This window comes from Microbacterium sp. 01T413_2 (assembly GCF_056398985.1).
In genome coordinates this window covers 227,265-244,653 of record NZ_JBFTQL010000001.1, presented here as the reverse complement: position 1 = coordinate 244,653, position 17,389 = coordinate 227,265, and the positions used below count along the sequence as shown (strand labels likewise).

Below are 17,389 nucleotides of genomic sequence, written 5' to 3'. Positions count from 1 at the left end.
GGTGGCGCCTCTCGATGGGAACACGCTCGGCGAGCGTCAGCGCCGTGGCGTCCAGCCCGACGGTAGCGGACCGGCGAGAAGCGCTCCCTCCTCGTCGGCGTTGAGCGACCAGCCCTGGGCGGCGTCTACGCCGTCGAACCCGCCGCGGGCGAGGCGGAAGCCCAGGTCGTCCTGCGTGGTGCGGGGGTCTCCCCCGCGACGTACCGATGCGCGCACGCTCCAGGCGTCATCGGCGAAACCGCCCCCGCGGAACACGCGGTACTCGCCGTAGCGCGCCGGATCCAGCAGATCCCAGCACCACTCCCAAACGTTGCCGAGCGTGTCGAAGAGCCCGTTCAGGTTGGGCATCCGCTCGCCCACGCGTTGCGCGTGGGTCAGACCGTCGGCGGCGGTCCAGGCGATCTCCGGCAGCGGTCCATAGTGCGGCGTGGTCGACCCGGCGCGGCACGCGTACTCCCACTCCGCCTCGGTCGGCAGGCGGTAACCGTCGGCGGAGACATCCCAGTGCACGTCCGCGCCGTCGAATCGATAGGCCGGATCCCGTCCCTCCCATTCGGAGGCCGCGTTGCAGAAGCGGATCGCCCGCTGCCAGGAGAGTTCGACGGCCGGACGATCGGGATGCTCGGCCGAGATGCCGAGTAACTCCGCGACCTGCTCCTCGGTCACGGCGAACGCGCCGATCTCGAACGGCTCGAGCTCCACCGTCCAGCGCCGTCGGGTCCGCGCATCGTGCAGGGCGACGGAGCCGGCGGGAAGCGCGCGCATCTCGATGTCACTCATCTCAGGGCAGTCTAGGAGCGGCCGAACGTACGATCGGGTCCATGACGGCCGCCGCTTCCCACCGCGCTCTGGATCGGGTCTTCGCGGTGAGCATCGTTCTCAAGGGACTGGACGGCGCAGCCGAGCTGATCGGCGGTCTTGCGTTGCTCTTCCTCTCACCCGCCCGACTGCGCGAGTGGCTCGGCGATGTGGTCGCCTTCATCCTCGTCGGACACGAGCACTCCCCTGTCTTCCACTGGGCGATACACCTCGGCGACTCATGGGGCACGAGGACGACGCTCTTCGCGGCCGCGTACCTGCTGCTGCACGGCGTCATCAAGGTGGTGCTCGTCTGGGCGTTGCTGAGACAGCAGTTGTGGGCGTATCCGTGGATGCTCTCGGCGCTCGCGGTCTTCATCGCGTTGCAGTGCTACGAACTGATCGTCCTCTTCAGCTGGTGGATGCTCGCGCTCACCCTCTTCGACGTGTTCATCGTCTTCCTCACCGCGCGCGAGTGGCAACTGCACCTGAAGCGCCGCGCTGCGGGCGCCGATGTCGGAGCCGTCCCGTAGCGTCTCCGACATGACACGCGCGATCTTCTACACCGCCTCGACGCTGAACGGATTCCTCGCAGATCCCGACGACTCGCTGGACTGGCTCCTCACGATCCCGCAGGAGCAGGCCACGGGCGACATCGCGGCGTTCACCGAAAGGGTCGGCGTTCTCGTCGAGGGGGCGTCGACATACGAGTGGGTGCGCGATCACGAGGACCTCCTCCGCCACCCCGAGCGCTGGCAGCAGTTCTACGGGGAGCGGCCGACCTTCGTCTTCACATCCCGTGATCTCCCACGGGTGCCGGGCGCCGACATCCGATTCGTGCAGGGAGAGGTCGCCGAGCACTGGCCCGACATCGTCGAGGCAGCCGGTGGCAGGGATGTGTGGATCGTGGGCGGCGGAGACCTGGTGGGCCAGTTCGCGGACGCAGGCCTGCTCGATGAGATCGTCGTCACCTTCGCTCCCGTGACTCTCGCGGCGGGCAAGCCGCTGCTCCCCCGGGACCTCGATCACACCAAGCTCGTGCTCACCAGTGTTCGCCAGGCTGGGCCGTTCGCCGAGCTCACCTATCGGCTGACCGGACGCTCCTGAGCGCCCTGATGGTGCACCGTCGCCCGGCGTCGGCGGACTGTGCGGAACCTCTACGCTGAACACGTGCCCGAAGCCCTCCTGACCGCCGAGCGACTCGTGCGACGGTTCGCCCGCGACACCAACCTGCTGGTGGCAGGCCGAACCTTCGACGTCATCGGCGAAGGCGATGTTCCCGACGAACTCCGCACGCTTCTCGTTCGCCTCGGAGCTCGCGTGGGCGATGGCGCCGTCGCGTTCGTCCCGGGGGAAGAGGCCGAGATCCTGCTCGACGGGGCCCCGTTCCCTCCGCGAGAGGGCGCCGATGACCGGATCGACTTCGCGGGCGACCACATGCCCGTGTCGCGCGACATCGCCGCGAGGCTGAGGGACACAGGTGCGGTGCGCGGCGTTCGCATCGGCATCGCGATGGTCCTCGAGCCGAAGACGGCGCAGCTCGCCCTGCTCCTGCGCGACGCCGGGGCCGAAGTCGCGGTCTACGCCCACCCGGATGAGATCGACGTCGACGTGGCCGCCGCTCTGCCCGCTCGAGGTATTCCGGTCGACGGGGATCCTGCGCTGTCCGGCGTCGCAGAGCGTGAAGCCGCCGTCGCGTTCCTCCGCCGGGGCCACGAGCTGCTGCTTGATGACGGTTCGCACTTGATCCGGCTCGCGCATGAGGCCGATGTCCTGGCCGACCTCAGAGGCGCGGCTGAGGAGACGACGAGCGGGTTGACTCCCCTGCGCCGGATGGCGGCCGAAGGCGCGCTGCGGATCCCCGTGATCGCCGTCAACGACGCGCCCATGAAGACAGCCTTCGACAACCGCTACGGCACCGGTCAATCCTGTGTGTTCGCGATCGCCGACGTTCTGGACGTGGCAGGTATCGGAATTCGGGACCAGCCTGCGGTCGTGGTCGGCTACGGCCCCGTCGGTGAGGGCGTCGCGGCGCATCTGCGCGCACTCGGCGCCGCGGTCGGCGTGACGGAGACGGATCCGGTGCGCGCCCTGCGCGCCGCGCACGACGGCTATGCGATCGGTCTTCTGAGCGACCTCGCGCCGAACGCCCTTGTCGTCTCGGCCACAGGTGCGCCGCACACGATCGATGCCGAGACCCTCCGCGCGGCCCGCGTCGTGGCCGTGGCCGGCGGCGTGCCCGAGGAGGTGGATCTCGACCCCACGAGCCTGCAGCCGGTCTCGCACGCGGGAGCCGTGCTCCCGCACCTCGAGCAGGTCGGCGACGGCGCCCTGCTCGTGGCTCGAGGAGGCTGCGTCAACCTTGCCGCGGCGGAGGGCAACCCGATCGAGATCATGGACCTGTCGTTCGCGGTGCAGCTGTCTGCTGTCGAGCAGCTGCTCGCCTCGCCGCTGCCGGCGGGAGTGCACCCGTTCCCCGGCGACGCCGACGAGCTCGTCGCCCGTGCTGCTCTCGCGGCGCGCGGCGAGGCCGTCGACGTCCGCAGCACGGCGCAGCAGCGCGCGCAGCAGGACTGGCGCTCCCCTCGCTACCGCCGGGAGGACGTTGCATGAACGACGTCACCCTCTACTCCGCGGGCCAGGTGTTGCCGATCACGGCACCGCCGATCACCGACGGCGCGGTGGCCGTGCAGAACGGCAGGATCCTGCACGTGGGTGAACGCGCCTGGGTGCGGAGATCCCTCTCGGATCGGGGTCTCACGCCCTCAGAAGTGCACTGGCCCGGCGTACTGATACCTGGGCTGGTCAACGCGCACACCCACCTGCAGTACACCGGCATGGCGGAGGTAGGTCGAGGCCGGTATCGCGGATTCGAGGACTGGGCGACGGCGTTCGACCCCGTGTACGAGCAGGGACGGGACTGGGCCGCGGATGCGGCGGACGGCGCGTCGCGCCTGATCCGCAGCGGGACGACTGCCGCCGCCGATGTCGTGACCGACCGCACCGCGGCATCCGCACTGCACGATGCGGGGTTGCACGGCATCACCTACTGGGAGGTGATGAGCTGGACCAATGCGGAGTGGGCCCGCACCGGACGCCGTCAGGTGGAGGAGTCGCTCGACGCACTGCCCACTCCCCCCGGCACCGGGCTGTCGCCGCACGCCCCCTACTCGCTCGATATCGAACCACTCCTGGAGATCCCCGACATCGTCCGCGAGCGCGGCGGACGCATACACATCCACCTCGGTGAGGCGGCGTTCGAGAGCGAGTTCGCGCACGATCAGGCGCACGCCTGGCATACAGCGGGCCTGGCGAGCTTCCAGGAGCTGCGCGACGCCGGCTTCGGCACGAGCGCGACCGAGTTCGTGGACCAGCTCGGGGTACTCGGACCCGACTGCCATATCGCTCACGGCGTCTACATGAGCGCGCGCGATCGGGCGATCCTGCGCGAACGGCACACGAGCGTCGCGCTGTGCCCCCGCTCGAACGCCGTCATCGGGTTGGAGGAGCCGCCGATCGCCGCATACCTGCGCGAGGGCAACCCGATCGCGGTGGGGACCGACTCGCTCTCGTCCAGCCCCTCGCTGGACCTGCTCGCGGACCTCGCCGAGCTCGCACGCATCGCCCGGTCGCAGGGGTACACCGACCGTGACCTGCACGCGCGGCTCCTGAACGCCGCGACCCTGGGTGGCGCGCACGCCATGGGGATCGACGTCGGCCCGGATCGCACCGGCTACCTCGCCGTGGGCGCGCTCGCAGACCTGGCGTTCTTCGACGTCGCACCGGGGGCGGACGCGGTCGTCGAGCTCGTGGAGTCCGGCGCGGGGCGATCCGCTGCCACCGTCATCGCCGGCGAGGTCCGACACGCGACCGCCGCCTTCGAAACACCCCTGACCGCCCTGTAACGGAGCCACCCATGACTGCGCCTGTTCCCGCGACCGCGATCCGCCTCGATCTCGAACCGCACCCCGAAGGAGGCTGGTTCCGCCGCAGCTGGACGAGCCCCATTCCGGTCGAGACCGTCGGCGGCACGCGCCCCGCGGCCACCTGCATCCACTATCTCCTCACGCCGGAGGAATCCAGCGCGTGGCACGTCGTCTCCAGCGACGAACTCTGGCTCTGGCACGGCCCCGGCCGCCTCGAGCTGAGTCTCGGCGGATCCGGAGCCGCTCCGGGAGAAGCCGAGAAGATCGTGCTGGGCCCCGGCGATGCCGCGCAGGCGCTGGTCCCCGCCGGCGTCTGGCAGGCCGCACGCCCCCTCGACGACAGCGAGGTGCTGGTCTCCTGTTTCGTTTCGCCCGGTTTCGACTTCGCCGACTGGCGTCTCGCCGATTCCTCTACGGTATGAACGGGGCACCTGCGCCCGCAGCCATACCCGTCCGCCCCCGCCCCCGCACCTCAGGAGTCCCCGTGTCCCTCGCACCCGCTCTGCGCCGCACCGCGCTCACGGCGACGGTCGTCGCCGCCGCCCTCGTCCTTGCCGCCTGCAGCGGCCCCGCCTCGTCGTCCACGCCGTCCGCTGGTGCGGACGCCACCGGCGCCGCCCTGCAGACCGTCACCGCGGGCAAGCTCACGATCGCCACGGGCGACCCCGACTACGAGCCCTGGTTCATCGACAACGACCCCGCCAACGGCAAGGGCTTCGAGGGTGCTGTCGCCCACGCCGTCGCCACCGAGCTCGGGTTCTCCGACAAGCAGATCGTCTGGACGCGCACCGGCTTCGACGCCGCGATCGCTCCCGGCCCCAAGGACTGGGATCTCAACATCCAGCAGTTCTCGATCTCCGAGGACCGCAAGAAGGCCGTCGACTTCTCGTCGTCGTACTACACGACCACTCAGGCGGTCGTCGCCGCGAAGGGCACCCCCGCCGCCACGGCCACGAGCATCGCCGACCTCAAGAAGGCCAAGGTCGGCGTCGCCACCGGCACGACGAGCTACACCGTCGCGAAGGCGCAGCTCGGCACCGGCGACCTCAGCGTCTTCAACTCGGTCGACGATGTCGTCCAGGCTCTCAAGGGCGGCCAGATCGACGCGATGATCACCGATCTGCCCGGGGCGTTCTACGTGACCGGGGCACAGCTCGAGAACGCCAGCGTGATCGGCCAGTTCGCCGATGACAAGGGCGGAGACCAGTTCGCCTTCGTGCTCCCGAAGAATTCCGCGCTGACTCCGGCCGTCACCAAAGCCGTGGACGCCCTGCAGAAGAACGGCACCATCGCCGAGCTGCAGAAGAAGTGGCTCAGCGAGGCCGTGAACGTCCCCGTCCTGAAGTGACCTCTCCCCTCGCCGACGCGGCGTGGCAGCCGAGCCCCCTCGAGCTGTCGCGTCGCGCACAGCGCCGCCGTGCGACGACGCTTTCCGTTCTGCTCGCGCTGCTGAGCAGCCTGGTGGTGGCTGGCGTCCTCGTCATCGTCATCGCCAACACCCCGGGATGGAAGGTCGTGCGTGAGACCTTCTTCGATCCGAAGGTGGCGGTCGCGAGCGTGGGCCCGATCTTCCAGGGCCTGCTGCTCAACATCCTCGTGCTCGTGATCGCGGCGGTCTGCGTAGCGCTGCTGGGCACGCTGCTCGCCGTCCTGCGCTCCCTTCGCGGTCCGGTGTTCTTCCCGCTGCGTCTTCTCGCGGCCGCGTACACGGACTTCTTCCGCGGCGTCCCGCTGCTGATCGTGTTGTATCTGGTGGGCTTCGGGATCCCGGCGCTCATGATCTTCCCCCGGATGCCCGCGATGTTCTGGGGCACGATCGCCCTCGTGATCAGTTATTCGGCGTACGTCTCCGAAGTGCTCCGCGCCGGCATGGAGGCCGTGCACCCGTCGCAGCGGGTCGCCGCCCGGTCGCTGGGTCTCACGCATGGGCAGACCCTGCGGATCGTCGTGATCCCACAGGGCGTGCGCAAGGTCGTCCCCGCGCTCATGAACGACTTCGTCTCGATGCAGAAGGACGTGGGACTCATCTCAGTCCTCGGCGCCATCGACGCGGTCCGTGCGGCTCAGCTGCAGGTCGCCGAGACGTTCAACTTCACGCCGTACATCGTCGCCGGACTCTTCTTCGTGATCCTGAGCTGGCCGATGATCCGTCTCACGGACGTCGTCACCGCGCGTCTCAACAAGCGCGAGCAGGCCGGAGGGATCGTATGACCGCCCCCGTGATCGAAGCGATCGGAGTGCGCAAGCGCTTCGGCGACCATGATGTGCTGCGCGGGATCGACCTGGCCGTCGATGCGCATGAGGTCGTCGTGCTCATCGGCGCGTCCGGATCCGGAAAGTCCACGCTCCTCCGCACGATGAACCTCATCGAGCGCGTCGATGACGGGCAGATCCTGCTCTCGGGAACCGACATCACGGATCCGCGGATCGATGCGGACGCGATTCGCGCACGGATCGGGGTCGTGTTCCAGCACTTCAACCTGTTCCCGCATCTCACCGTGCTCGACAACGTCACGCTCGCGGCACGCCGTGTGCACCGCATGCCGAAGGCGGAGGCGAGCCGGCGCGGTAGGGAGCTGCTGACCGCGCTCGGCCTCGGTGACAAGGCGGATGCCTACCCCGACCGTCTCTCCGGCGGGCAGCAGCAGCGTGTGGCGATCGTGCGTGCCATCCTGACCGATCCGGAACTGCTGCTCCTCGACGAGATCACGAGCGCGCTCGACCCGCAGCTGGTCGGCGAGGTGCTCGATCTCGTCCGGGAGCTCAAGGGGCGCGGTACCACGATCCTCATGGCCACGCACGAGATGTCCTTCGCGCGCGACGTCGCCGATCGGGTCGTCTTCCTCAAGGACGGCGTGCTCGTGGAGCAGGGACCGCCCCAGCAGATCTTCGACGCACCGCAGCACCCTGCGACAGCCGAGTTCCTCGCCCGCGTCTCGCACTGACCGCACGGGGGCTGAGCAGTATCGCGCGACCTGCTCAGCCCGCGGAAGACGGTCTGATCTCGGTCCAGTCGGCGAACTTCGGCCGGCAGCCGTCGCCGGAAGACCGGCGCGTCACACGGCGCTTGATCCAGGGCCCGACGTGCCGCCGGTAGTACGCGGCGGTGCTCAGGGGCTCCTCCTCCGGCACGTCGCGGGCCTGCCACCACTCTTCGGGGGCACCGACGCCGACGGCATCCAGCACCCTCGCGGCCACGCGGTGATGTCCGTTGGCGTTCATGTGGAGGCGATCCTCGGCCCAGTACTCGGGTCGGCTGAGTTGGCGGTCCGGCCAGTTCAGCGCCTGGAGCACGTCGGGGCGATCCTGGATCCGGCGGAGCACAGCGGCGGACAGCTCGTCGCCGCGGCGCTGGATCAGTGATGACAACGGGAGTTGTCCCGAGGGGTTCGCTCCGGAGAGCACGATGAGGGTGGCGCCGGCCTCGTCGCAACGCCGGAGCACCCGCGTGAACGCATCGGCGATGTGCTCGATGTCGGCCTTGGGGCGCAGCATGTCGTTGCCGCCGGCGTTGAAGGACAAGTGGGTCGGCTTCAGGGCCAGGGCCGGTTCCAGCTGCTCCTCGACCACCGGCCATGCGAGGCGTCCGCGGATCGCCAGGTTCGCATAGGCGATCGGCTCGCCGAGCGCATCCGCCCAGCCCAGCGCGGCGAGATCGGCCCACCCGCGGACCGTGCCGTCGGGAAGCTCGTCACCGACGCCCTCACTGAAGGAGTCGCCGATGGCGACGAAACGAACAGCACTCATTCGTTCAGCCTACGACGACGGGGCCGGGCAGACGCACGACCGTCCGGCCCCGTCAGCGACCGACGTGGGTCAGTCCTCTGCGAGCAGCTTCCGCACCCGCGGGATCACCTCGGTGCCGTAGAGCTCGATGCTGCGCATGAGCGCCTCGTGCGAGGTCGTACCTGTCGCGTACTTGAGATCGAACCGGCCGAGACCGAGAGTGCGCACCGTGTCGGCGATCTTGGCGGCGACCCGCTCCGGCGAACCGGCGTAGACGGCGCCTTCCGGACCCACCTCGTTCTGGAACTGGGCTCGGCTGTACCCGGTGCCCCAGCCCCGCTCGGCGCCGATCGTGTTGCGCATCGTCTCGAAGCCCGGGTACGCGGTGGACCAGGCCTCGTCGTCGGTGTCGGCGATGTGCCCCGGTGAGTGCACCGCGATGGGGAGCGCCTTGTTCCCGAACGCATCGACGGAGCGGTGGTACAGGTCGATGAACGGGCGGAACCGCGCCGCCGGTCCACCGATGATCGCGAGCATGAGCCCGAGGCCGTGTCGCGCGACGCGCACGACCGACTCCGGCGATCCCCCGACGCCCACCCAGGTGCGCATGCCTGCGGCGGTCTTCGGGAAGACGTCGGCGTTCTCGAGCGGGGGCCGGACGGTTCCCTGCCAGTTCACGGGCTCCTCCTTGAGGAGCTCGACGAACAGTTCGAGCTTCTCCTCGAAGAGCCGGTCGTAGTCGCGCAGATCGAAGCCGAACAGCGGGAAGGATTCGGTGAAGGAGCCGCGTCCCAGCACCACCTCGGCGCGACCGCCGGAGAGCGCGTCGAGCGTGGCGAAGCGCTCGTAGACGCGCACGGGATCGTCCGAGCTCAGCACGGTGACGGCCGTTCCCAGGCGGAGCCGTTCGGTGCGCGACGCGATCGCCGCCAGCACCATCTCCGGGCTCGACACCGCGAAGTCCCGGCGGTGATGCTCCCCCACGCCGAAGAAGTCGACTCCGACGCGGTCCGCGAGGGCGGCTTGCTCGACGATGTTGCGGATGGTCTGCGCGCCGCTGAGGGTGTTCCCCTCTGCATCGACCGTGATGTCGCCGAACGTGTCCAGCCCGAACTCGATGTCCATACCCGATCCTCTTTCTATTCAGCTGAATGAACCGAGAAGGGGCCGCGGACATTCCCGCGACCCCTCGGGCCGGAGCGAGCGCGCTCAGTCGACCTGGAACACGCTCCGCAGCGTGTCGAGCCCGACCCCGCCCATGTCGAGGGCGCGCTTGTGGAACGCCTTGATGTCGAAGGCATCGCCCTCGCGCTCCTTGACCGCGTCGCGGACCTGCTCCCAGATGCGCTGGCCGACCTTGTACGACGGCGCCTGCCCCGGCCAGCCGAGGTAGCGGTTCACCTCGAACTGTCGGAACTCGTCGGACATGTTCACGTTGCGGCGCATCATGTCGAGTGCGTAATCGTGATCCCAGACACCCTCGCCGTCGAGGCGCGGCTTGCCGAGATGCACGCCGATGTCGAGCACCACGCGCAGCGCGCGCATGCGCTGCCCGTCCAGCATGCCGAGTCGGTCGGCGGGATCGTCGAGGTAGCCGAGCTGCTCCATGAGGCGTTCGGCGTAGAGCGCCCAGCCCTCCGCGTGACCGGAAGTGCCGGCGAGCACGCGACGCCAGGTGTTCAGCTCCGCCCGGTTGTACGTGGCCTGGGCGATCTGCAGGTGGTGCCCGGGAACGCCCTCGTGGTACACGGTCGTCAGTTCGCGCCAGGTGTCGAACTCCGTCACGCCCTCCGGCACCGACCACCACATGCGCCCGGGCCGGGAGAAGTCATCGGTCGGGCCAGTGTAGTAGATCCCGCCCTCCTGCGTCGGCGCGATCATGCATTCCAGTTCGCGGATCTGCTCCGGGATGTCGAAATGCGAGGCACCGAGCTCGGCGATCGCCCGATCGCTGGTCTCCTGCATCCATCGCTGCAGGGCGTCGGTGCCGACGAGCTTGCGCGCAGAGTCGGCCTCGAGGTGAGCCACGGCCTCCTCGACGGTGGATCCGGGCAGGATCTCGTTCGCGATGGCCGTCTGCTCGGCGACCATGCGGGCGAGCTCTTCGCGGCCCCACTCGTACGTCTCGTCGATGTCGATCGTCGCGCCGAGGAAGCGGCGAGAGGCCAGGGCGTACAGCTCGCGCCCCACCGCGTCCTGCTCCCCGGCGACGGGTGCGAGCTCGGCGCTGAGGAACGTGCGCAGGCCGTCATAGGCGACGCGGGCGGCCGCGGACCGATCGGCGAGGTCGCGGGCGAGGCTTGCGGGCAGCTGCCCTTCGTCGGTCGAGGCGTCGGCGACGAACGCGGCGAAGAAGCCGTCGTCCGCGGTGTACCGCGCGATCTGCGTGGCGACTTCGACGACCTGTCGCCGGGCCGGGACGACACCCTTCGCGATGCCCTCGCGCAGAGTCTCGACATATCCGTCCAGCGCGGCGGGAATCGCGCCGAGACGCTCGGCGATGACGCTCCAGTCATCGGCCGTCGCCGTCGGCATGAGGTCGAAAGCCTGGCGCACATCCTGTGCGGCGGAGGCGATGACGTTCAGGTCACGCAGATGCCACTGCGCATCGTGCTGCTCCAGCGTCAGCCCGAGCTCGGCGGAGAGATCCGTCTTGGTGACCCGGTCGATCTCGTCGACGGGCTCCGCCGCCTCGAGCTCTGCGAGTACGCGGCGGGTCTGGGCGATGGCGTGCTCGTGGCCCGCCGGGCTGAAGTCGTCGAGGCGGCCGTTCACCTCGTTGCGGCCGATGTAGGTGCCGAGGATCGGCGAGAGCTCAGTCAGGGTGTCGACCCAGCCCTCCGCGATGTGATCGATGGTGGACGGCCTGCGCGTCGTGGGCTGCTCTGCGGTCATCCCTTGAGCCTATCCACGGAACGGGCTCCGCTCCACGGAACGACGCGGCTGAGGGCGCGCATCGTGGAGCGGTTCCCGTTCCGCGGCGTTGCGTCAGTGCGCGGCCTCGTTCCAGTCGCCGCCGCGACCGACCTGCACGTCCAGCGGCACAGACAGGTCCGCGGCGCCGGCCATGCGCTCGCGCACGATGCGCTCGGTGGCATCCCATTCCCCGGGCGCCACCTCGACCACGAGTTCGTCGTGGATTTGCAGCAGCACCCGGGAGGCGAGGCCGGCCTCGAGCAGGTCGGCGTGGATGCGGAACAGCGCGACCTTCATGATGTCGGCCGCACTGCCCTGGATCGGAGCGTTGAGCGCCGCCCGCTCGGCGTTCTCACGGAGCACGCGGTTCGGGCTGACGAGGTCCGGGAACGGTCGGCGTCGCCCGAAGATCGTCTCGGTGTAGCCGACCTCCTTCGCGGCGATCACCGAGGCGCGCAGGTAGTCGCGCACGGCGCCGAAGCGGGCGAAGTACTCCATCATGAGCTGCTTCGCCTCGGACTGCTCGATGCGCAGCTGCTTGGACAGGCCGAAGGCGCTGAGACCGTAGACCAGGCCGTAGGACATGGCCTTGACCTTGGTGCGCATGGCCGGCGTGACCTCCTCGGGCTCCACGCCGAACACGCGCGCACCCACGAAGCGGTGCAGGTCCTCCCCCGAGTTGAACGCCTCGATGAGGCCTTCGTCGCCGGAGAGGTGCGCCATGATGCGCATCTCGATCTGCGAGTAGTCCGCCGTCAGCAGCGTCTCGTAGCCCTCGCCGACCTGGAACGCGCTGCGAATGCGCCGCGACTCCTCGGTGCGCACCGGGATGTTCTGCAGGTTCGGGTCGGTGCTGCTGAGCCGGCCCGTCTGGCTGCCCGTCTGCACATACGTCGTGTGCACGCGGTGGTCGGCGCGGATGGCCGTGTCGAGCGACTCGATGATCTGCCGGAGCTTCGTGGCCTCACGGTGCTGCAGCAGCAGGTCGAGGAACGGATGCGGGCTGCTCTCCTGCAGGTCTGCGAGCACGGCCGCGTCGGTGGAGTACCCGGTCTTGGTCTTGCGGGTCTTCGGCAGCTCGAGCTGCTCGAAGAGGACCTCCTGCAACTGCTTGGGCGAGCCGAGGTTCACCTCGCGCTCGATGATCGCGAAGGATTCCTCCGCGATGCGGCTCGCGCGCTCCCCCAGCTCCTGCGAGAAGCCGGAGAGGATCTCGTGCGAGACGGCGACGCCCGCGAGCTCCATGTCGGCGAGAGTGATGAGGGTGGGCAGCTCGATCTCGCGGAGCACCCGGTCGACGCTCTCCGGAACGTCCGTGCGCAGGGCGGTGGCGACGCGGGCCGTGAACCAGGCGAGCTGGGCGGGCGAGGCTCCCTCCGTCTCCGGCACGAGCTGGCTCGGATCCGCCTCCGGCAGCTTCTCACCCAGGTAGCGGTCGACGAGGTCGGCGAGCGTCTTGTCGGGATAGCTCGGGCGGAGCAGCCATCCCGCGAGGTTCGTGTCGTAGGCCAGCCCGCCCAGGCGCACGCCTGCGCTGTGCAGCGCCTTCACCTGCGGCTTCGCGTCGTGGAAGATCTTCGGCGCGTCGGACGCGAGCCAATCGGCGAGAGCGGCCTGCACCTGCGGCGACCACGAGAGCTCGACGAGGTCGTCGCCGTGTGCGAGCCCCACGCGCCGTGGCAGTCCGCCGGCGGCGGTCACCTCGACCGCGACGTCGCCGGTGGCTGTGGCGAGCCACGCCGCGACCCCTTCGACGGAGAGCTCCGTGGCAGCCGGTACGGCGACGGTGGCAGCGGTCTCCTCGGCGGGCGCATCCTCGCCGACCGCCTCGAACACCCGCGGCAGCAGCGTGCGGAACTCCAGGCGGGCGAAGATGTCGCGCACGGCCTGCGCGTCGATCGGACGCGTCTCGAGGTCTGAGGGGCCGACGGGGAGCTCGACGTCCTGCAGCAGCCGGTTCAGCTTGCGGTTGCGGCGCACGTCCTCGATGTGCCCGCGGAGGTTTCCGCCCACGACGCCCTTGATCTCGTCGGCGCGATCGAGCAGCTCATCGAGCGATCCGAACTGCGTGAGCCATTTCACGGCGGTCTTCTCGCCCACCTTCGGCACGCCGGGCAGGTTGTCGCTCGTCTCACCCACGAGAGCGGCGATGTCGGGGTACTGCTCGGGGCGCACGCCGTAGCGCTCCTGCACGGTGATCGGGTCGTAGCGCTTGAGCTGCGACACGCCCTGCACGTTCGGGTAGAGCAGCGTGACCTCGTCGTTCACGAGCTGGATCGTGTCGCGGTCCCCGGAGACGACGAGCACGTCGAAGCCCTGCGAGGATCCCTGCGCGGCGAGCGTGGCGAGGATGTCATCGGCTTCGATGCCCTCCTTCGTCAGGACCGGGATCGACATCGCCGCGAGGCAGTCCTGCAGCAGCGGGATCTGCCCGCGGAACTCCGAAGGGGTCTCCGAGCGGGTCGCCTTGTACTCCGGGTATACGTCGGTGCGGAACGAGTGCCGCGACGTGTCGAAGGCGATCGCCATGTGCGTCGGCCGCTCCGCCTTGATGAGGTTCACCAGCATCGACAGGAAGCCGTAGATGGCGTTCGTGTGCTGGTTGTCCTTTGTGGTGAAGTTCTCCACCGGAAGGGCGAAGAACGCCCGGTATGCGAGCGAATGGCCGTCGACGACCATGAGGGTAGGCTTTGCGGAGTCCGTCACGACTCCAGCCTAACGAGCCCTGCGGACATCGAATCGAGGAGGATCCGCGTGAGCGACCCTGTGGACACGACCGCTGCACCGACCGGCTCCGGGATGGACTGGGCGGTCGAACGCGGCATGGGCGCCCTGGCGGAGAAGATGGGTCTGAGCTGGGTCGAGTTCTCGGTGGACCGCTGCGTGGCCACGATGCCGGTCGAAGGAAACACGCAGCCGGTCGGGCTCATGCACGGCGGCGCCTATGTCGTGCTCGGCGAGTCTCTGGGCTCGATGGCGGCGAACCTGCATGCCGGCCCCGGGCGACTCGCGGTGGGCGTCGACATCAACGCGACCCACACGCGCTCGGCCACCAGCGGCGTCGTCACGGGCGTGTGCACCCCGGTGCACCTGGGCCGCAGCATCACCGTGCACGAGATCGCCGTGAGCGACGATCAGGGCCGGCGCTGCTCCACGATCCGGATCACGAACATGATCAAGGACCTTCCCGGCGCCTGACCGCTCAGGACCCGCTGTCCGGAGCATCCTCCAGGATCCGCTGGAACAGCAGGTGGTCCTGCCACTCCCCCGCGATGCGCAGGTAGCGCGCAGCGTGACCGATCTCGGTGAAGCCGATGGCCCGCAGCACGCGCTGCGACGCCTCGTTGTGCACGAGCGTCGCCGCCTGGACCCGGTGCAGTCCGAGGTCGTCACGTGCGAGCGCGCAGACGGCGGAGACCGCGGCGCGCATGACCCCGCGGCCCGTCAGGTCCTTGTCGATCCAGTAGCCGAGGTGCGCACTCCAGAACGCCCCGCGCACGATGTCGCTGAGGTTCACCCGTCCCACGATGCGGTGGTCGGCGTCCTCCAGCACGTAGGCGGCAGTACGCCCTTCGTGCACACCGCGCAGAGACTCTCGGACGAACTCGTCCTGGCGCGCGGTGGTGAAGAACTCCGCTGTGCGGAGCGGCTCCCACGGCGCGAGGTGAGCGCGGTTACGGGTGTACGCCGCGGCGAGCTCGGCGCCGTCTCCGGGAAGAAGCGGGCGGAGCAGGATCCCGTCGCCGAGATCCACGCCCTTACTTCTTGGGGGCGAGCTGCTCGATGATCGCCTTCGCCACGTCCTGCATGGTGAGGCGGCGATCCATCGATGCCTTCTGGATCCAGCGGAACGCCTCGGGCTCGCTGAGGCCCATCTTCTCGTTCAGCAGGCCCTTGGCCCGGTCGACGAGCTTGCGGGTCTCGAAGCGCTCGACCATGTCCGCGACCTCGGCCTCGAGCGTGATGATCTGCTCGTGGCGGGCCAGGGCGATCTCGATGGCCGGGAGAAGGTCGTTCGGCGTGAACGGCTTGACGACGTAGGCCAGGGCACCAGCCTCGCTCGCGCGCTCGACGAGCTCCTTCTGACTGAACGCGGTGAGCAGCACGACGGGCGCGATGTTGCCCTTGTGCAGCTTCTCCGCGGCGCTGATGCCGTCGAGCTGGGGCATCTTCACGTCCATGATGACGAGGTCGGGACGCAGCTCCGTGGCCAACTGCACCGCGGTCTCTCCGTCTCCGGCTTCGCCGACGACATCGAAGCCGTTGTCGCGGAGGATCTCGACGATGTCGAGGCGGATCAGCGACTCGTCCTCGGCGACGACAACGCGTCGCGGAGCGGACGAGGCGGGCTGCTCAGGCTGCTGCTCTTCAGTCACGGATCCATCCTACTGGACAGCAGTTTCGGATCTTGTGAACCATGGTGCCGGCGGTGGGACTCGAACCCACACACCCTTCCGGATAGAGCATTTTGAGTGCTCCGCGTCTGCCATTCCGCCACGCCGGCCCGGATCGACTGTAGCGCACCTGCGGATGCCACGAGGGCCGGCCCCATGGGGCCGGCCCTCGTGTGCGCGTCCTACTTGGCCTGATAGGCCGGAGCGGCGCCGTGAACGGTGTCGCCGACACGGTGGATGCGCAGGTCGTTCGTCGATCCGACGATCCCGGGAGGGGAGCCGGAGATGACCACGACCTTGTCGCCCACTTCGGCGAGGCCCGACCCGAGCAGATGCTCGTCGACCTGGTGGAACATCATGTCGGTGTGCGGCACGAAGTTCACCAGGCTCGTGCTGACGCCCCAGGTGACGGCCATACGGCGGCGGATCGCCGGATCCGGCGTGTACGCGAGCATGGGGATGCGCGAACGGAGTCGCGACAGGCGCCGCGCCGAATCGCCCGACTGCGTGAACACGCAGAGGAACTTGGCCTCGACGAATTCGGCGACCTCGAGAGCCGCGAGCGTGATCGCGCCGCCCTGGGTGCGCGGCTTGGTGGTCAGCGGGGCGATCCGCTCCAGGCCGTGGTCCTCGGTGGACTCGATGATCCGAGCCATCGTCTCCACGACGATGACGGGATAGTCGCCCACGCTGGTCTCGCCAGAGAGCATGACGGCGTCGGCGCCGTCGAGGACGGCGTTCGCGACATCGGAGGTCTCGGCGCGGGTCGGCACCGGGCTGGAGATCATCGACTCGAGCATCTGGGTTGCGACGATGACGGGCTTCGCCATGCGGCGGGCGAGCTCGACCGCCTGCTTCTGCACGATCGGGACCGCCTCCAGCGGCAGCTCGACGCCCAGGTCGCCGCGGGCGACCATGATGCCGTCGAACGCGTCGACGATGCTCTCGAGGTTGTCGACGGCCTGCGGCTTCTCGATCTTCGCGATGACCGGGACCTTCACGCCCTCTTCGGCCATGATCTCGTGCACGCGGGTGACGTCGGACGCGTCACGGACGAACGACAGCGCGATGAGATCGGCGCCGATGCGCAGACCCCAGCGCAGGTCGTCCTCGTCCTTCTCGCTCAGCGCGGGGACGCTGACCGCGACGCCGGGCAGGTTGATGCCCTTGTTGTTGGACACGGCGCCGGCGACCACGACACGCGTGGTGACGACGGTGCCGTCGGTCTCGATGACCTCGACACGGACCTTGCCGTCGTCGATGAGGAGGAAGTCGCCGGGCTTGACGTCCTGCGGAAGACCCTTGAAGGTCGTTCCGCAGATGTCCTTGTTGCCCAGGATGTCCTCGGTCGTGATCTTGAAGATGTCGCCGACCGCGAGCTCGTAGGGGCCGGCCTCGAACTTGCCGAGGCGGATCTTCGGGCCCTGCAGGTCGACGAGGACGGCGACGGCGCGACCGGAGTCCTCCGCCGCGCGGCGGACGTTCGCGTAGTTGTTCTCGTGCACGGAGTAGTCCCCGTGGCTGAGGTTCAGCCGGGCGACATCGACCCCCGCATCGATGAGGGCCCGCACCGTTTCATACGTCGAGGTTGCGGGGCCGAGTGTGGCCACGATTTTGGCACGTCTCAAT

At 69.0% G+C, this 17,389-nt stretch carries 17 protein-coding genes and 1 tRNA gene; 9 read left to right on the top strand and 9 right to left on the bottom strand.

Translation table 11 applies throughout. The annotated features are described in order from the left end of the window. Window positions 1–36: 36 nt before the first annotated feature. Window positions 37–780: a formylglycine-generating enzyme family protein gene (locus AC1DMN_RS01180; RefSeq protein ID WP_477229100.1), complete on the bottom strand. Its 744-nt coding sequence runs from the start codon at window positions 778–780 to the stop codon at window positions 37–39. A 41-nt stretch (window positions 781–821) separates the two neighbouring features. On the opposite strand from AC1DMN_RS01180, the gene AC1DMN_RS01175 reads away from it, so the two are divergent. The 8 genes from AC1DMN_RS01175 (at window position 822) to AC1DMN_RS01140 (ending at window position 7,669) form a co-directional block, all read left to right on the top strand. Beyond that, window positions 822–1,331: a DUF2127 domain-containing protein gene (locus AC1DMN_RS01175; RefSeq protein WP_477229099.1), complete on the top strand. Its 510-nt coding sequence runs from the start codon at window positions 822–824 to the stop codon at window positions 1,329–1,331. Between the two features lie 10 nt (window positions 1,332–1,341). Continuing rightward, the gene (locus AC1DMN_RS01170; RefSeq protein ID WP_477229098.1) at window positions 1,342–1,905 is read left to right on the top strand and encodes a dihydrofolate reductase family protein; all 564 of its coding nucleotides are present in this window, start codon (window positions 1,342–1,344) and stop codon (window positions 1,903–1,905) included. A 63-nt stretch (window positions 1,906–1,968) separates the two neighbouring features. Next, on the top strand, window positions 1,969–3,411 hold the full coding sequence (locus tag AC1DMN_RS01165; RefSeq protein ID WP_477229097.1) for an adenosylhomocysteinase: 1,443 nt from the start codon (window positions 1,969–1,971) through the stop codon (window positions 3,409–3,411). Continuing rightward, on the top strand, window positions 3,408–4,703 hold the full coding sequence (locus AC1DMN_RS01160) for an amidohydrolase family protein (protein ID WP_477229096.1): 1,296 nt from the start codon (window positions 3,408–3,410) through the stop codon (window positions 4,701–4,703). Before AC1DMN_RS01165 ends, AC1DMN_RS01160 begins: the two co-directional genes overlap by 4 nt. Before the next feature lie 11 nt (window positions 4,704–4,714). Next, window positions 4,715–5,146, top strand: a complete 432-nt coding sequence (locus AC1DMN_RS01155) for a cupin domain-containing protein (RefSeq protein WP_477229095.1) — start codon at window positions 4,715–4,717, stop codon at window positions 5,144–5,146. Between the two features lie 62 nt (window positions 5,147–5,208). Beyond that, window positions 5,209–6,072, top strand: coding sequence for an ABC transporter substrate-binding protein (locus AC1DMN_RS01150; RefSeq protein ID WP_477229094.1), 864 nt, complete (start codon window positions 5,209–5,211; stop codon window positions 6,070–6,072). Then, complete coding sequence (locus tag AC1DMN_RS01145; protein ID WP_441975906.1) at window positions 6,069–6,935, top strand: amino acid ABC transporter permease; 867 nt, start codon at window positions 6,069–6,071, stop codon at window positions 6,933–6,935. The genes AC1DMN_RS01150 and AC1DMN_RS01145 overlap by 4 nt, the downstream gene beginning before the upstream one ends. Continuing rightward, window positions 6,932–7,669 (top strand): amino acid ABC transporter ATP-binding protein, encoded by a 738-nt coding sequence (locus tag AC1DMN_RS01140; protein WP_440731752.1) that lies wholly within the window; start codon window positions 6,932–6,934, stop codon window positions 7,667–7,669. Before AC1DMN_RS01145 ends, AC1DMN_RS01140 begins: the two co-directional genes overlap by 4 nt. A 34-nt stretch (window positions 7,670–7,703) precedes the next feature. Here the strand turns inward: AC1DMN_RS01140 and AC1DMN_RS01135 are convergent, their stop codons facing one another. From AC1DMN_RS01135 to polA, 4 genes are all read right to left on the bottom strand, one after another. After that, the gene (locus tag AC1DMN_RS01135; protein ID WP_477229093.1) at window positions 7,704–8,471 is read right to left on the bottom strand and encodes an SGNH/GDSL hydrolase family protein; all 768 of its coding nucleotides are present in this window, start codon (window positions 8,469–8,471) and stop codon (window positions 7,704–7,706) included. Between the two features lie 69 nt (window positions 8,472–8,540). Continuing rightward, window positions 8,541–9,575: an LLM class flavin-dependent oxidoreductase gene (locus tag AC1DMN_RS01130; RefSeq protein WP_477229092.1), complete on the bottom strand. Its 1,035-nt coding sequence runs from the start codon at window positions 9,573–9,575 to the stop codon at window positions 8,541–8,543. Between the two features lie 84 nt (window positions 9,576–9,659). Continuing rightward, entirely contained in the window at window positions 9,660–11,345 is a 1,686-nt protein-coding gene (locus tag AC1DMN_RS01125) for a DUF885 domain-containing protein (RefSeq protein ID WP_477229091.1), read from the bottom strand. 93 nt (window positions 11,346–11,438) lie between these two features. After that, window positions 11,439–14,072 carry a DNA polymerase I gene (gene polA, locus AC1DMN_RS01120; protein ID WP_477229090.1) on the bottom strand — a complete coding sequence of 878 codons (2,634 nt, stop codon included), beginning with the start codon at window positions 14,070–14,072 and terminating at the stop codon, window positions 11,439–11,441. A 93-nt stretch (window positions 14,073–14,165) separates the two neighbouring features. Here polA and AC1DMN_RS01115 point away from each other — a divergent pair, with 93 nt between their 5' ends. Then, on the top strand, window positions 14,166–14,564 hold the full coding sequence (locus AC1DMN_RS01115) for a hotdog fold thioesterase (protein ID WP_440732429.1): 399 nt from the start codon (window positions 14,166–14,168) through the stop codon (window positions 14,562–14,564). A gap of 4 nt (window positions 14,565–14,568) precedes the next feature. On the opposite strand, the gene AC1DMN_RS01110 is transcribed toward AC1DMN_RS01115, so the two are convergent. The 4 genes from AC1DMN_RS01110 to pyk all read right to left on the bottom strand — a co-directional run bounded on the left by AC1DMN_RS01110 (window position 14,569) and on the right by pyk (window position 17,388). Beyond that, window positions 14,569–15,120 (bottom strand): GNAT family N-acetyltransferase, encoded by a 552-nt coding sequence (locus AC1DMN_RS01110; protein ID WP_440731757.1) that lies wholly within the window; start codon window positions 15,118–15,120, stop codon window positions 14,569–14,571. Between the two features lie 4 nt (window positions 15,121–15,124). Then, window positions 15,125–15,742, bottom strand: coding sequence for an ANTAR domain-containing response regulator (locus AC1DMN_RS01105; RefSeq protein ID WP_045252013.1), 618 nt, complete (start codon window positions 15,740–15,742; stop codon window positions 15,125–15,127). A gap of 42 nt (window positions 15,743–15,784) precedes the next feature. Next, a tRNA-Leu gene (locus tag AC1DMN_RS01100) sits at window positions 15,785–15,870 on the bottom strand. Between the two features lie 72 nt (window positions 15,871–15,942). After that, window positions 15,943–17,388 (bottom strand): pyruvate kinase, encoded by a 1,446-nt coding sequence (gene pyk, locus AC1DMN_RS01095; RefSeq protein ID WP_440731758.1) that lies wholly within the window; start codon window positions 17,386–17,388, stop codon window positions 15,943–15,945. Window position 17,389 lies beyond the last annotated feature (1 nt).

What these genes read in the sequence shown, in the direction of transcription:
- AC1DMN_RS01160 (WP_477229096.1), top strand. Translation starts at nt 3,408, where the DNA reads ATGAACGACGTCACCCTCTACTCCGCGGGCCAGGTGTTGCCGATCACG.
- AC1DMN_RS01130 (WP_477229092.1), bottom strand. Translation starts at nt 9,575, where the DNA reads ATGGACATCGAGTTCGGGCTGGACACGTTCGGCGACATCACGGTCGAT.
- AC1DMN_RS01155 (WP_477229095.1), top strand. Translation starts at nt 4,715, where the DNA reads ATGACTGCGCCTGTTCCCGCGACCGCGATCCGCCTCGATCTCGAACCG.
- AC1DMN_RS01140 (WP_440731752.1), top strand. Translation starts at nt 6,932, where the DNA reads ATGACCGCCCCCGTGATCGAAGCGATCGGAGTGCGCAAGCGCTTCGGC.
- AC1DMN_RS01115 (WP_440732429.1), top strand. Translation starts at nt 14,166, where the DNA reads ATGGACTGGGCGGTCGAACGCGGCATGGGCGCCCTGGCGGAGAAGATG.
- AC1DMN_RS01180 (WP_477229100.1), bottom strand. Translation starts at nt 780, where the DNA reads ATGAGTGACATCGAGATGCGCGCGCTTCCCGCCGGCTCCGTCGCCCTG.
- AC1DMN_RS01125 (WP_477229091.1), bottom strand. Translation starts at nt 11,345, where the DNA reads ATGACCGCAGAGCAGCCCACGACGCGCAGGCCGTCCACCATCGATCAC.
- AC1DMN_RS01135 (WP_477229093.1), bottom strand. Translation starts at nt 8,471, where the DNA reads ATGAGTGCTGTTCGTTTCGTCGCCATCGGCGACTCCTTCAGTGAGGGC.
- AC1DMN_RS01170 (WP_477229098.1), top strand. Translation starts at nt 1,342, where the DNA reads ATGACACGCGCGATCTTCTACACCGCCTCGACGCTGAACGGATTCCTC.
- AC1DMN_RS01175 (WP_477229099.1), top strand. Translation starts at nt 822, where the DNA reads ATGACGGCCGCCGCTTCCCACCGCGCTCTGGATCGGGTCTTCGCGGTG.